Source organism: Delftia sp. NA_296.1, assembly GCF_052692095.1.
The window spans coordinates 77,427-91,241 of sequence record NZ_JBQZGF010000013.1 but is presented as its reverse complement, the minus strand read 5'-3'; the positions used below and the strand labels follow the sequence as shown (position 1 = coordinate 91,241).

At 65.1% G+C, this 13,815-nt stretch carries 12 protein-coding genes; 9 read left to right on the top strand and 3 right to left on the bottom strand.

Going from position 1 to position 13,815, the window contains the following annotated elements; translation table 11 throughout:
• Positions 1–16 precede the first annotated feature (16 nt).
• The 3 genes from ACUTR7_RS26285 to ACUTR7_RS26275 form a co-directional block, all read right to left on the bottom strand.
• Complete coding sequence (locus tag ACUTR7_RS26285) at positions 17–646, bottom strand: acetyltransferase (RefSeq protein ID WP_445610183.1); 630 nt, start codon at positions 644–646, stop codon at positions 17–19.
• 97 nt (positions 647–743) lie between these two features.
• Positions 744–1,913: a DegT/DnrJ/EryC1/StrS family aminotransferase gene (locus ACUTR7_RS26280; RefSeq protein WP_445610182.1), complete on the bottom strand. Its 1,170-nt coding sequence runs from the start codon at positions 1,911–1,913 to the stop codon at positions 744–746.
• Positions 1,910–3,571, bottom strand: coding sequence for an O-linked N-acetylglucosamine transferase, SPINDLY family protein (locus ACUTR7_RS26275; protein ID WP_445610181.1), 1,662 nt, complete (start codon positions 3,569–3,571; stop codon positions 1,910–1,912). Before ACUTR7_RS26275 ends, ACUTR7_RS26280 begins: the two co-directional genes overlap by 4 nt.
• Positions 3,572–3,957: 386 nt before the next feature.
• Between ACUTR7_RS26275 and motA the strand changes: the two genes are divergently transcribed.
• The 9 genes from motA (at position 3,958) to ACUTR7_RS26230 (ending at position 13,753) form a co-directional block, all read left to right on the top strand.
• Entirely contained in the window at positions 3,958–4,818 is an 861-nt protein-coding gene (gene motA, locus ACUTR7_RS26270) for a flagellar motor stator protein MotA (protein ID WP_012202536.1), read from the top strand.
• Between the two features lie 24 nt (positions 4,819–4,842).
• Positions 4,843–5,880, top strand: coding sequence for a flagellar motor protein MotB (motB, locus tag ACUTR7_RS26265; protein ID WP_063327644.1), 1,038 nt, complete (start codon positions 4,843–4,845; stop codon positions 5,878–5,880).
• 124 nt (positions 5,881–6,004) lie between these two features.
• Positions 6,005–6,391: a chemotaxis response regulator CheY gene (cheY, locus tag ACUTR7_RS26260; protein WP_012202534.1), complete on the top strand. Its 387-nt coding sequence runs from the start codon at positions 6,005–6,007 to the stop codon at positions 6,389–6,391.
• A gap of 10 nt (positions 6,392–6,401) precedes the next feature.
• Positions 6,402–7,016, top strand: coding sequence for a protein phosphatase CheZ (locus ACUTR7_RS26255; protein WP_445610180.1), 615 nt, complete (start codon positions 6,402–6,404; stop codon positions 7,014–7,016).
• Between the two features lie 220 nt (positions 7,017–7,236).
• Positions 7,237–8,412: an EscU/YscU/HrcU family type III secretion system export apparatus switch protein gene (locus tag ACUTR7_RS26250; RefSeq protein WP_013800346.1), complete on the top strand. Its 1,176-nt coding sequence runs from the start codon at positions 7,237–7,239 to the stop codon at positions 8,410–8,412.
• Positions 8,409–10,508, top strand: a complete 2,100-nt coding sequence (gene flhA, locus ACUTR7_RS26245; protein WP_012202531.1) for a flagellar biosynthesis protein FlhA — start codon at positions 8,409–8,411, stop codon at positions 10,506–10,508. Before ACUTR7_RS26250 ends, flhA begins: the two co-directional genes overlap by 4 nt.
• On the top strand, positions 10,505–12,160 hold the full coding sequence (gene flhF, locus ACUTR7_RS26240; RefSeq protein ID WP_034398017.1) for a flagellar biosynthesis protein FlhF: 1,656 nt from the start codon (positions 10,505–10,507) through the stop codon (positions 12,158–12,160). Before flhA ends, flhF begins: the two co-directional genes overlap by 4 nt.
• Positions 12,153–13,034, top strand: a complete 882-nt coding sequence (locus ACUTR7_RS26235; protein WP_013800344.1) for a hypothetical protein — start codon at positions 12,153–12,155, stop codon at positions 13,032–13,034. The genes flhF and ACUTR7_RS26235 overlap by 8 nt, the downstream gene beginning before the upstream one ends.
• Positions 13,035–13,039: 5 nt before the next feature.
• Complete coding sequence (locus ACUTR7_RS26230; protein ID WP_012202528.1) at positions 13,040–13,753, top strand: RNA polymerase sigma factor FliA; 714 nt, start codon at positions 13,040–13,042, stop codon at positions 13,751–13,753.
• Positions 13,754–13,815 lie beyond the last annotated feature (62 nt).

The window sequence follows — 13,815 nt, the reverse complement described above, 5'->3', positions numbered from 1 at the left end:
GGGCTCCCGCAATACGCTAGCGGAAGGAAAATCGCTTAGCGGGATTGCCGAACATGGTGACACCTGGCGGAACATTGCCAATCACCACGCTGCCCGCGCCGATGACTGCTCCGTCGCCGATCTTGACACCTGGCAGGATGGTGGCATGCGGGTGAATGGTCACGTTTTCGCCTATGCATGCCCCCCCGCCGATGAAAACAAAGCTTGCAATAGTGGTGTACGAGCCAACTATCACATCGTAGCCCACGATGGTATTGGCCAGAGTAATGACGAAATCACCGAGCCGGGCATCCGCCCCAAGAGATACATCGTGCTCGAAAAGGCATCCCATACCCATGTGTGATCGCTCGGAACGGTGCACTTTTGGCAAGAGGTTCATGAACTGCGCACCTTGCTCCAACAGGGGCTGCGCAAATTTACGGCGTTCCAGAGGATTGCCTAAGGCGCATATGAAAAGCTGCGAAGGCTCACTTCGGAAAGTCATGGGATCACCGACTATTGGCAAATCCGGAACCTGCATTAGACCCTGGCGGCCATCGAGAAAGCCTTTAACCAACCAGTCTTTGCCATGAGCGATGTCTCCACGCGCCGTGGATGCCATGTTTCGGCCAAAGCCGCCGGCATTGATGATGTAAACGTCTTTCATGTCAGAGCTTTCACTATAAAAACCATCCGGGGGACGCAGTTTAAAAGCCCTGTGTGTTCCATCTTGCGGATCGAGGCAATAACTTGCTCTGCCATCTTCAGACGCTGCCCTTCGCCCACTCCGCGACGGCATCCAGCACGCGCAGCCGGTGTTCGCCAGTCATATTTAGAAAAAAAGGCAAGCCTAACAGCGTATGGGACAGATCTTCAGCCTCGGGCGTGGGCAGAACCTCGCAATGTGGCCGCAAAGCTGGCATATCCTGTAGTAGCGGCTGGTACCAGCGGCGTGTTGTGATCTGCCGCTCTCGGCAGACAAGTTCTAGTTTCATACGAGCAGGCAAACTGGGCAGGCGAGCGCATAACAGCGCAGGAGCCATCAATGGAGCACCGCAGCCGGAGGACGACTGGAAGGTCATGCCAAGCTCTGCGTGCTGGCCTATCCGGCCAACCTCCCGCACTAGCTGCTCATGCAGCAATCGCCTTTGCTGCGCATGTGCCTCCCACACCTGCAGCGACGCCAGACCGATCGCAGCATGGTACTCGCTCATCTTGGCGTTCGAGCCAATGCTGGCAAGCGTGCCTATTGGCAGATCGACTGCAGGATCCAGGTTAATACCAAAGTTAGACATTTGGCGAACACGCGCCGCCAGGCCCGGCCGCGTAGACACAACCAGCCCGCCTTCACCCGCAGGCAGACTCTTCGTGGTGTGCAGGCTGAAAACCAGCGTGCCCTGAGCCTTCTGCAACCATTGGCTGCCATAGGCAGCAGCCGCATCTATGACCACAGGCAAGCCCGTGGATTCCTCAAACCTCTGCCAGGCCTGCATGTCATGGGGCATGCCAAAGGTCGCTACGGGCAGCACCGCATCCACCCGCGTATCGGCGGAGGCCGCGCGCGCAATGTCAGGCGTGAGCAGCCAGCTCTCGGGATCCACGTCGGCCAGAACTGGCACATGGCCGGCCCGGATTACGGCTGTGGCCGTAGCAACGAAGGTAAATGCGGGCAGCAGCACGCGCGATTTCGGGGCCAGCTCCAGTGCCTGGAGCACCAGCTCCAAGCCGAGGGTTGCATTGGACACGGTCGTCAGGCTATCCACAGGCATAGTGAAGCGCCGAGCGAACTCGGACTCCAACTCGCGAACCAGAGGACCAAAATTCGAGTAGTGCCGGGCTGAGTGCATTCTCTCCAACCAAGGCAAGAGAGTTTGCGGAGATGGCATATCAGGCACCAGCAGCGGCACCCAGTCCGTGGAATCGTCCATGTTCATGCCAGCGATTCCGATTCCACCAACAGAGGCTCCAACTCGCTGGCCACGCTCAGCACCCGTCGGTCGCCGCGCAACCAGTTGAGCCACATATGGCGGTAGGCTTTCTCCAGCTCTCCCGTACGCGAGAAATAGTCCATGAGCACGCTGCCCTCCAGGCCCATGCGCGACGCCAGACGCTGACGCCGCAGGCGTTCAGGATCGTCCAAGAGACTCAGCGCAGCTCGCACATAGCCATCTACATCCTGAGCAATCTCGCCGCCGAATCCCAGCCCCTGAAGCATTCGTGCGGTCGAGGCATCAGCTGCCCGCTCCGCATCCAGCGCCACAATCGGCAGCCCCATCCACAACGCATGCAAGGTCGTCGTCCCCCCGGAAATGGGCGAGGTGTCCAATGCCACGTCGGCGATATGCCCCAGTTCCATGAAACCATCCAGCGGCTGTTGGTGCAGCACGGACACGCGGTCCAGTGGCATGCCGGCGGCCTCCGCACGCGGCTGCATGTGAGCTTGTGCGGCATCCGCATCCTGCTCCTTGACCATGATGATCAGACGCGCGTCCTGGCGTTCGTGCAGGATGCGGGCCCAGACCGCCAGCATCTCGTTGGTGATCTTGGCGGAGTTGTTCAGGGAGATCAGTGTGGGATAGCCATTGCGCAGCATGGGCGGCTCTTCGCAAAGGGGCGAGTACTCCGGCGGTGCGTAGCTGGCCATGCAGGCCAGTTGAAACAGGTTCTCGGAGTAGTACGGCGCATGGCTGGGCGGCGCGATGCCGCCATCCACCAACCGGTAATCCATGGCCTTCATCCCCAGCGTGTGCATATAGCCCAGCCAAGTCACCTGCACGGGTGCGGCGCGGCGGGCGAAGACTTCCAGGCGGTGGCCCAGGGTGAAGCCTGACAGGTCCACCAGCACATCGATGCCGTCTGCGCGGATCTGTTCGTAGAGCTGGTCGTCGGTCTGCTCGACCGCATCGTGCCAGTGCGGCACCAGGGCGCGCAGCTTCTCGGTCATCTTGTCGGGGCGGCCGCTGGAGTAGACGTGGACCTCGACGTTGTCCGGGTTGTGGTGCTCCAGCACGGGCCGCATGAAGAAAGCCACCGAGTGCTGGCGGAAGTCGGCCGTGACATAGCCGACCTTGAGCTTTTTGCGCGGGTTGCGGTCGCGCAGGGGCAGTGGCTTGGCGTTGCGGGTCAGCGGGTCGGCGAAGCGCCGGCCCCAGTCGCGCGCCACTTCCAGGGATTTGAGCGGGTCGCTGCTGGTGTGCGAGTGGATGTAGGCCCGCGTCATCCAGTGCGTGTTCTCGTTCTTGGCGTGGCGGCAGGCGTCGTCGATCAGGTCGCAGGCCTCCTGCCTGCGGCCCGTACTGAACAGGGCCAGCGCCAGCAGGCGCTGGGCGTTGGGCATGCGGGGCTCTATCTCCAAGGCCATCTGCAACGCTTCCATGGCCTGTGGCCAGATGCTCATGCGCACGTAGACAAAGCCGATGTGCAGCCAGACCTTGGAGTTGCGCGGGTCCCGGGCCACCAGTTGCGCCAGATCCGACAGTGCCTCCAGGAACTGCGCGCGATCGACCATGGCGCGGATGCGGGTCAGCTCGCTGTCGATGCTGGGCGGCTGCGCAGCGGCAGCAAAGGCGTTGGCAAGAGGTGAAGATGGCATGGCGATGCAGCAGAGGAAGTATCAGGCCGGCCCGCGGTCGGCACACGGTCGGCCCGCGGTCCGCACGCTTGTGCGCGCGGTGACACAAAGAATAAAACTGTGCCGACTATCCTCGCATGCGCGCCACGCGATCCGCTATTAAGCGCCCGCCTTGCAAGACTCAAACAGGCACCGCTTTGCCGGCCTTTTTGGGCTTTTGGCGCGCAGCGGCGCGTTTACACCTGCATCTCAGGGCTCTCAAGTATTGATGCCTGCGGTCGATAGCTTGACAAGCCATGGGTTCGTCGATGGCCGCCACCCCGCCACGGCCCAGTGTCAAAACAAGCGCGCATTTCCAAGCCAGTTCCGACTTTTCCATCGGGACACCTCTGACAGAATCCACTCCCATGCTTGTCATCATCGGATACATCGTCGCCTTCGGTTGCATCTTCGGCACCTATGTGCTGCACGGGGGCAACGTCCAGGTCATTCTCAAGGCCCTGCCCTTCGAGATGGTGACCATCGGCGGCGGCGCCATCGGCGCCTTCATCGTGTGCAACCAGCCCAAGGTGCTCAAGGCCACGGCCAAGGCCATCCCTGGCGTGATGAAGAGTTCGCGCTACACCAAGGCCCGCTTCATGGAGCTGATGGCCCTGCTGTACGAGATTCTGCAAAAGGCCCGCAAGGAGGGCCTGATGTCCATCGAAAGCGATGTGGAGGCACCCAACGAGTCGCCCATCTTCACCAAGTACCCCGAGCTGCTGGCCGACCACCATGTGGTGGAGTTCCTGACCGACTACCTGCGCATGATGGTGTCGGGCAACCTCAACTCCCATGAGATCGAGTCGCTGATGGACAGCGAGATCGAGGCGCATCACGCCGAAGCGCATGCCCCGGTCAATGCGTTGACCCGCCTGGCAGGCGCCCTGCCCGCCTTCGGGATTATTGCGGCCGTGCTGGGTGTGGTGAACACCATGGGCTCGGTGGGCCAGCCGCCTTCCGTGCTGGGCGGCATGATCGCCTCGGCCCTGGTCGGTACCTTCCTGGGCATTTTGCTGGCCTATGCGCTGGTGGAACCCATGGCCGGCCTGGTGGAGCAACGCGCCCAGGATGCCGCCAAGGAACTGGAGTGCATCAAGACCACCTTGCTGGCCAGCATGCAGGGCTACAACCCTGCCACGGCCATCGAGTTCGGCCGCAAGGTGCTGTTCTCCACCGAACGTCCTGGGTTCCTTGAACTGGAAACCCACGTCAAGGGCAAGAAGTAATCCTGCGTCCAGCAGCGTCAAGCCATGGCAGAGAAAAAGTTACAGCCGATCATCATCAAGCGCGTCAAGAAGACGGCGCATGCACCCCACGGCGGTGCCTGGAAGATCGCCTATGCCGACTTCGTGACCGCGATGATGGCCTTCTTCCTGCTGATGTGGCTGCTGGGCTCCACGGCCAAGGGCGAGCTGCAGGGCATTGCGGCGTATTTTTCCTCGCCGCTGAAGGTGGCGATGGCCGGCGGCGACGGTGCGGGCAACAGCTCCAGCGTGATTCCCGGCGGCGGCAACGATCTGGCCAAGGTGCACGGCCAGGTGCGGCGCTCGGAGGCGGCGGACAGCTCCAACCGGCGCACCAGCGTCGATGCAGGCCGCGCTGACCAGGCCCAGGTGGATTCCAACCGCATCAAGGCGCTCAAGGCCAAGGTGGACGCGATGATCACCAGCAATGCGCGCCTCAACGAATTCCGCTCGCAGATCCGCACCGACGTGACGCCCGACGGCCTGCAGATCCAGATCGTGGACGAGCAAAACCGCCCCATGTTCGACAGCGGCAGCGCCATGGTCAAACCCTACATGCGCGACATCCTGCGCGAAGTGGGCGCGGCCCTGGCGGGCGCGGAAAACCGCATCAGCCTGTCCGGCCATACCGATGCCGCCCCTTACGGCAATGCCGACCGCGGCTACAGCAACTGGGAGCTGTCCTCCGACCGTGCCAACGCCTCGCGCCGCGAGCTGGTGGCGGCCGGCATGCCGCTGAACCAGCTGGCCCGCATCACGGGCCTGGCCAGCAGCGACCTGCTGCTGCCCGATGATCCGCGTGCCCCGCAGAACCGGCGCATCACCATCACCGTGCTCACGCAGGAGGCTGAAAAGCGCCTGCTGGGCCACCGCGGCCCTGTGACACGCAACGCCTTGCCGCCCTCATTGGCCGGCGGCAATGGCGGCACGGCGAATGCGGCCACCACCGAATCCGCAACCGGCGAGACCGCTGCGCAGCCCGCCGCCACCTCGCCTGCAGCTGCCCCGTCTGCGCCCGCGTCACCTGATCGTGTAACAAATTAAGGTTTGCGCCCGATGCTGCCGAAAAGCAGGAAAATTCCCACATTGCGCCAAGAAGGTTTCATATTGTTACCATCGCGGCGGATTCTTACCAGTACCGAGCACCTACCGACCGAAAGGGCCTCACGTGGCTAATGCCCTGCGTTTTTTGATCGTTGACGACTTCTCCACCATGCGGCGCATCGTGCGCAATCTGCTCAAGGAGAGCGGCTTTCCCGAAGCCGATGAAGCCGAAGACGGCGTCGTGGCACTGCACAAGCTGCGCAACAGCAAGTTTGATTTCGTGGTGACGGACATCAACATGCCCAACATGAACGGCTTCCAGCTGCTCACCGAAATCAAGCAGGACGACAAACTCAAGCACCTTCCCGTGCTGATGGTGACGGCCGAGGCACGCAAGGAGGACATCGTGGCAGCGGCCCAGGGCGGCGCGGCAGGCTACATCGTCAAGCCCTTCACCAAGGCCACGCTGGAAGAGAAAGTCAACCTGATCCTCAAAAAGCTGGGCCTGTAGGGCACGCGCCATGAGCAACCCGGATGTCCCCGACAGCGTCCACTACAAGGTGGGCGTTCTCACGCGCCAGCTGCATGACTCGCTCAACGAGCTGGGCTATGCGGACCGTTTGCGCGGCAGCATGGGAGAGCTGCCGGATGCGCAAAGCCGCCTTTCCTACATTGCGCGGCTGACCGGAGAAGCCGCCGAGAAGGTTCTGAACCGCGTCGAATTGGCCAAGGTCCAGCAGGACCGGCTGGCCGAGCGTGTCCGCGCCATGCGGGCACAGATGGTCGAGGACCCCGTGGCGGCCGTGGCCAAGGGCCGGGTGATGAACTTCCTGGAGGAAGTCGAGCAGGGCACGCAGCAGGCCGACGAGCACCTCACCGAGATCATGATGTCCCAGGACTTTCACGATCTCACGGGCCAGGTCATCGCCCGCGTGGTCTCGCTGGCCGCCGATCTGGAGGACCAGCTGGTGCAGCTGCTCATCCAGACCTCGCCCAACCCGCAGCAGACGGCGCTGGAGACCCTGGAAAAGCCCAAGGAGCACCTTGCCGGCCCCGTGGTCGATCCCGAGAAGACGCCCGACGTGGTGACTTCGCAGTCCCAGGTGGACGATCTCCTGGCCAGCCTGGGATTCTGATCACCCCGGGGGCGCACGGCGCCTCCCCTCTCATTGCACGGCAGCCTCTTTCGCTTGGGCGCAAGGGGCTGACTGCCATCTTCGCGGCGCCCTTGCACCATGCGGCTGCCGTTCCTCCCCTTGTGCAGACAGCACATAAGCGCCGCTTGAGCCCCGCTTATCGGGGCTTCGCCTGCCTGGCTTGTTCCGACAATGACGCAAATCCTTCCGTCATTGCGCCATGGACTCCAGCCAAGACAAAAGCCTTCCCGCCACCGAACGCAAACTGCAGAAAACGCGTTCTGACGGCCAGGGTGCGCGCTCTCGGGACCTGTCGCACCTGGCCATCCTGGGCACGGGCGCGCTGATGATGCTGATGGGCGCCGAGCCCCTGATCCAGCACCTGCGCATGGCACTGGCCCAGCAGCTGGCCTTCGACGCGCACACGGCCAAGACGCCGGCCCTGATGATGGAGCGCATGCTGTCCATGGGCAGCCTGGGCCTGAAGATTTCCCTGGTCGTTGCCGCCGTGACCACGGGTGCGGCCCTGGTGTCGGGCATGCTGGCCGGCGGCTGGATCCTGAGCCTCAAGCCCATCCAACCGCAGTTCAACCGCCTCAATCCGCTGTCGGGCCTGACCAACCTGTTTTCCAAGCAGCAGATGGTGACCGTGGTGAAGATGGTGGTGATGACGGCCATCCTCTCCTTCGTGGCCTGGAAGTTCCTGAGCGGCCATCTCGCCGAGATTGCCGCCATCTCCTCACAGCCCTCGGCCATGGCGCTGTCCATGACGGGGCAATGGCTGGCCAGCGGCGTGGCCCTGCTGCTGCTGGTGGTATTCCTGATGGCCGTGATCGACGTGCCGCTGCAGGCCTACCTGTTCAAGTCGCGCCTGAAGATGAGCCATGAGGAAGTCAAGCAGGAGCACAAGGAATCCGACGGCAACCCGCAGATCAAGAGCAAGATCCGCCAGAAGCAGCGCGAGATCGCCGACCGCGCCAGCGTCAACGCCGTGCCGCGCGCCGACTTCGTGGTGACCAACCCCACGCACTACGCCGTGGCCCTGCGCTACGACGAAAAGACCATGGCCGCCCCGCAGGTCATCTCCAAGGGCACGGACCTGGTGGCGCTGAAGATCCGCGAAGTCGCGGGCGCCCACAAGATCCCGGTGCTCGAATCCCCCATGCTGGCGCGCGCCCTGTACGCGCACGCCGATCTGGACCAGGCCATTCCCGCCGCGCTGTACACGGCCGTGGCCCAGGTCCTGGCCTATGTCTACCGCCTGAAGGCCGCGCTGCGCGGCGAAGGCCCCATGCCTGGCGATCTCGGCGAACCCGTCGTGCCCGCCGAACTCGATCCGCACCAGGGCCGCCGCGCGCCAGGCGCCGCCGCGACCACTGAAGGTACTGCTCCATGACGACGAATCCGCTCCAATCCCTGCAATCGATGTGGTCGAGCGAGAACGCCAAGTTCGCTCAGGGCCTGATGGCGCCGCTGCTGGTGGTGGCCATCCTGGCGCTGATGGTGCTGCCCATTCCGCCGTGGCTGCTGGACACCTTCTTCACGCTGAACATCGCCGTGGCGCTGATGGTGATGATGGTGGCGGCCTACATGATCCGGCCGCTGGACTTCGCGGCCTTCCCGTCGGTGCTGCTGCTGACCACGCTGATGCGCCTGTCGCTGAACGTGGCCTCCACCCGCGTGGTGCTGCTGGAGGGCCACACCGGCCCCGGCGCGGCCGGCGCGGTGATCGAGGCCTTCGGCCACTTCCTGATCGGCGGCAACTTCGCCGTCGGCCTGATCGTGTTCGCAATCCTGGTGGTGATCAACTTCGTGGTGATCACCAAGGGTGCCGAGCGTATCGCCGAAGTCTCGGCCCGCTTCACCCTGGACGCCATGCCCGGCAAGCAGATGGCCGTGGACGCCGACCTGAACGCCGGCCTGATCGACGAAAAGGAAGCCAAGCGCCGCCGCGCCGAGGTGCAGGAAGAGGCCAATTTCTTCGGCTCCATGGACGGTGCCAGCAAGTTCGTGCGCGGCGACGCGGTCGCCGGCATTCTGATCCTGGTGATCAACATCATCGGCGGCTTCGCCATCGGCATGATCCAGCACGGCCTGTCGGCCGGCCAGGCCGCCGACAGCTACATCCTGCTGGCCGTGGGCGATGCGCTGGTCGCGCAGATCCCCGGCCTGCTGATCTCGGTGGCCGCGGCCATGGTGATCTCGCGCGTGGGCAAGGAAACCGATATGGGCCAGCAGATCGCGCAGCAGCTGTTCATGTCGCCCAAGGTGCTGGGCATCACGGCCGGCGTGCTGGGCCTGCTGGGCGTCATTCCGGGCATGCCCCACGTCGTGTTCCTGTGCACGGGCGCGCTGCTGGGCTGGCTGGCCTGGATGCTCTCGCGCCGCCAGCAGGAACGCGCCTCCCAGCAGACCCAGGCGCCCGCACCCGTGGCCGCGCCCAGCGACGGCGAAGCCACCTGGGACGACCTGCAGCCCGTGGACCTGCTCGGCCTGGAGCTGGGCTACCGCCTGATCACCCTGGTGGACAAGGGCCGCCAGGGCGACCTGCTGACCCGCATCAAGGGCGTGCGCCGCAAGTTCGCCCAGGAAGTGGGCTTTCTGCCCCCGGCCGTGCATGTGCGCGACAACCTGGAGCTCAAGCCCAGCGCCTACCGCATCACCCTGCGCGGCGTGATGGTGGGCGAGGGCGAGGCCTTCCCCGGCATGTTCCTGGCCATCAATCCGGGCGGCATCAGCACCCCGCTGATCGGCACCCAGACCACCGACCCGGCCTTCGGCCTGCCCGCCCACTGGATCGACGAACGCCAGAAGGAAGCGGCACAAATGGCAGGCTTTACCGTGGTTGATTCGGAAACCGTGATGGCCACCCATTTGTCACACTTGATGCAAGTGCATGCCGCCAAGCTGATCAGCCGTACCGAGACGCAGCAGTTGGTGGAGCATGTGGCCAAACTGGCTCCCAAGCTGATCGAAGAAGTCATTCCGAAAATGGTGTCCATCACGACGTTCCAGAAAGTGCTCCAGCTGCTGCTGGAAGACTCGGTGCACGTGCGTGACATCCGCACCATCATCGAGACGCTGGCCGAGCACTCCTCGACCACGCAGGACCCAGTCGAGCTGGCCCGCCGCGTGCGCATTGCGCTGTCGCCGTCCATCGTCCAGCAGATCTACGGCCCGACCCGCGAGCTGAACGTCATCGCCATCGAGCCCGGACTCGAACGCCTGCTGGTGCAGGCCCTGTCCAACCCCGGCTCCCCCTCACTGGATCCCGGCGTGGCCGAGATCCTCACCCAGAAGGCGGCCGACATGGCCAACCAGCAAGAAGAGCTGGGCCTGCCTGCCTGCCTGCTGGTTCCCGATTCCATCCGCAATTCCATTGCCCGCCTGGTGCGCCGCGTGGCGCCGCGTCTGCAGGTTCTCGCCCACAGCGAGATCCCCGAAACGCACACCATCCGCATCGGCTCGATTCTTAAAGGTGCATCCGCATGAACATCAAACGCTTCTACGCCCCCACCTCCCGCGAGGCCCTGGCCAAGGCGCGCATGGCTTTCGGAGCGGGCACCCTGATCCTGTCCAACCGCAACACGCCCGATGGCGTCGAGGTCATGGCCACGGCCGAGGACACGCTGGAGCACAGCAAGGCCGCTGCCAGCAGCACGCCGCTGCAGCAGGCCATCGAGCGCCGCTCTGCAGAGGAAACCACGGGCCTGCGCCCGCAGGTGCAGGCCAAGCTGATCCAGGCGCAGACCCAACCGCGCACGGCGCAGCCGGCACTGCAGGCCGCTCAGGCGGCTCCATCGCGTGCTTCCCAGGCAACGTCGTCGGCGATTGCGCAGGCCATCTCGCAGGCAGCCTCGCTGTCGGCAGACGGTGCCGAGCCGGCCGGCCTGCGCCAAAGCGTGCAGGAAGACACCGAACAGTTGGCCATGAGCACCCTGTCCTTCCAGGACTATGTGCGCGAACGCATGCTGCGCCGCCGCCACGAGGCCGGCGTTGACGAGCCGCTGCCCAGCTTTGCCCAGCGCCGCAGCCTGGGCGACGCCCTGCGCGAAGCACCGGCCGCCGCGCCCACGGCTGCACAGCAGCCGTTCAAGGCACAGCCCGCGCCTTCCGTGGCCCGCCACAACCCGCTGCGCGCCAGCGCTGAAGCGCCGCTGCGCGAGACCCTGCGCAGCGAGCCCGCACCGACCATGGCCTCCCAGGCACTGCGCGATGAGCTGCAGTCCGTGCGCGACCTGATCGAAGAGCGCTTCAACACCCTGACCTGGCTGGGCCAGACGCGCCAGAACCCCATCCACGCCAACCTCACGCACAAGCTGATCCGTGCGGGCTACTCCCCCGTGCTGGCCCGCGCCCTGGTCGAGCACATGCCCCAGGACCTGTCCGCCGGCGACGCCGTGCGCTGGCTGATGCAGGTGCTGGAACGCAATCTGCGCACCGACGCCGACCAGGCCCCGCTGTACGAGCAAGGCGGCGTCTTCGCCCTGGTGGGCTCCACCGGCGTGGGCAAGACCACGACCACGGCCAAGCTGGCTGCCCTGTGCGCCGCCAAGTACGGCGCCGCCAGCGTCGGCCTGATCACGCTGGACACCTACCGCGTCGGCGCCCACGACCAGTTGCGCTCCTACGGCCGCATGCTGGGCGTGGTGGCCCACCTGGCCCATGACCGCGCCGCGCTGCAGGACCTGCTGGGCCTGCTGGCCAACAAGCAGCTGGTGCTGATCGACACCACGGGCGTGGCCCCGCGCGATCCGCGCAAGGACGAGATCCTCGACCTGCTGGACCTGCCCGGCATCCAGAAACTGCTGGCCGTGAACGCGGCCGGCCAGGGCGATGCGCTGGACGATGTGATGCAGGCCTTCAAGGCGCGCGGCTCCAGCCAGGCCATCCTCACCAAGGTGGACGAGGCCGTGAAGCTGGGCCCGTCGGTGGACACGCTGATCCGCCACCAGATGCAGCTGCGCGGCGTGACCAACGGCCAGCGCGTGCCCGAAGACTGGGAACGCGCCGATGCGCAGCAACTGGTGTCCGCCTCCATGCGCGCCGCCACCCGCTCGGCCTTCGATCCCAAGGCGCTGGACCTGGACTTCTTCTTCACCCCGTCCAGCCCCAGCACGGAAGGCGAGATCCACCATGCTTGAAACCTTCCCCCAGTTGCACCAGGGCCTGGGCCTGCACGGCCAGCCCGGCGCTGCCGCTCCCATGGGCCTGCGTGTGCTGGCCATGCTGCGCGACACGGCCAACGACCCGCAGGGCCAGGCCGAACAATCCCTGCTGTGGCCGGTCTGTGCCAGCCTGCAGCGCCTGGGCCTGCCCGTTCTGGTGCTGGACGCCAGCCAGGGCGAGTCCCCGGATGCACCGGGCCTGGCGCAGCTGCTGCAGCAAAGCGCCTGGCAGGCCCGTACCGGCCTGCACCCCGATCCCCGCCACAGCTCGGTGGCCGTGCTGCCCGCCCGCCAGGGCCTGGATCTGCTGCCCCAACAGGCGCGCCAGGCCGGCATGACGCCCATGCAATGGCTGCAGCGCCACGTGCGCGGCTACGCCATCGTCATGCTGTATGCCAATGCCGACACGCTGGCCAGCAACCTGGCCGGCCAGGCCGTGCACCCGCTGATGGTGCTGCCCGAACAAGGCACCCGCGTGCTGGGCTGCTACCGCCAGCTCAAGCAGCTGGCAGTGCATGCCGGCCTGCGCTGCCTGCTGGCGCCGCTGCTGCCCAGCGCCGATGACCTGGGCGTGACCAGCTACGATTGGCGCCGTGGACAGACCGGCGCCCGGAGCCAGGCCGAGGATGCGCAACAGCTGCAATCGCAGATCGACGCGCTGATGCGCTGCGCGCAGCGCCACCTGGGCCATGCGCCGGGACTGCTGCCCGTGCGCCTGCACCATGCACCGGACTTGCAGCGCCTGGCGCTGCAACTGCTCAACCATGCGGGCAGCGTGTTGCCACATGGCGGCCAGGATCTGGCCGCCGGCTTCGCGCCGCTGCCCGCATCCCATGCCTGGAGCCACTGACTGCCATGTACACCGCCAAAGGCCAACTCGACCGCGATGCACTGATCCGTCGGCATGTACCTCTGGTACGCCGGATCGCGCTGCACATGATCGCCAAGCTGCCTCCCAATGTGGAGCTTGATGATCTGATACAGGTCGGAATGATCGGCCTGGCCGAAGCCCTGTCACGCTTCGAGAGCGAGCAGGGCGTGCAATTCGAGACCTTCGCCAGCCAGCGCATCCGTGGCGCCATGCTCGATGAGCTGCGCGAAGGCGACTGGATGAGCCGCAGCTCGCGCAAGAGCCAAAAGGACATCGAGCACGCGCTGCACCGCCTGGAGCAGCGCCTGGGGCGCACGCCGCTGGAATCCGAGATCGCCGACGAACTGGGCATGGACCTGGACGACTACCAGTCGCTGCTGGGCAAGGTGCGCGGCACGCAGCTGGTGTATCTGGAGGACATGTCGGGCGGCGACGAGGGCGAGGACTTCCTCGAACGCCACGTGGCCGACAGCGGCGCCGATCCCTTTGCGCTGCTGCGCGACCACCGCCTGCGCGTGGCCCTGGTCGAAGCCATCAAGGCCCTGCCCGAGCGCGAGCAGTACATCATGGGCATGTACTACGAGCACGACATGAACCTCAAGGAAATCGCCGCCGTGCTCGGCGTGACCGAATCGCGCGTGTGCCAGCTGCACAGCCAGGCGATTGCGCGCTTGCGGACAAAAATGCGGGCGCATTGACTGGAAGCACCCCCTGAGGCGCTTGCGCGCCTTCCCCCTCTCTACCCGCTGCGCGGGGGAGG

What these genes read in the sequence shown, in the direction of transcription:
- ACUTR7_RS26280 (WP_445610182.1), bottom strand. Translation starts at nt 1,913, where the DNA reads ATGAACATGGACGATTCCACGGACTGGGTGCCGCTGCTGGTGCCTGAT.
- ACUTR7_RS26285 (WP_445610183.1), bottom strand. Translation starts at nt 646, where the DNA reads ATGAAAGACGTTTACATCATCAATGCCGGCGGCTTTGGCCGAAACATG.
- motA (WP_012202536.1), top strand. Translation starts at nt 3,958, where the DNA reads ATGCTTGTCATCATCGGATACATCGTCGCCTTCGGTTGCATCTTCGGC.
- ACUTR7_RS26275 (WP_445610181.1), bottom strand. Translation starts at nt 3,571, where the DNA reads ATGCCATCTTCACCTCTTGCCAACGCCTTTGCTGCCGCTGCGCAGCCG.
- ACUTR7_RS26250 (WP_013800346.1), top strand. Translation starts at nt 7,237, where the DNA reads ATGGACTCCAGCCAAGACAAAAGCCTTCCCGCCACCGAACGCAAACTG.
- ACUTR7_RS26255 (WP_445610180.1), top strand. Translation starts at nt 6,402, where the DNA reads ATGAGCAACCCGGATGTCCCCGACAGCGTCCACTACAAGGTGGGCGTT.
- motB (WP_063327644.1), top strand. Translation starts at nt 4,843, where the DNA reads ATGGCAGAGAAAAAGTTACAGCCGATCATCATCAAGCGCGTCAAGAAG.
- ACUTR7_RS26235 (WP_013800344.1), top strand. Translation starts at nt 12,153, where the DNA reads ATGCTTGAAACCTTCCCCCAGTTGCACCAGGGCCTGGGCCTGCACGGC.
- ACUTR7_RS26230 (WP_012202528.1), top strand. Translation starts at nt 13,040, where the DNA reads ATGTACACCGCCAAAGGCCAACTCGACCGCGATGCACTGATCCGTCGG.
- flhF (WP_034398017.1), top strand. Translation starts at nt 10,505, where the DNA reads ATGAACATCAAACGCTTCTACGCCCCCACCTCCCGCGAGGCCCTGGCC.
- flhA (WP_012202531.1), top strand. Translation starts at nt 8,409, where the DNA reads ATGACGACGAATCCGCTCCAATCCCTGCAATCGATGTGGTCGAGCGAG.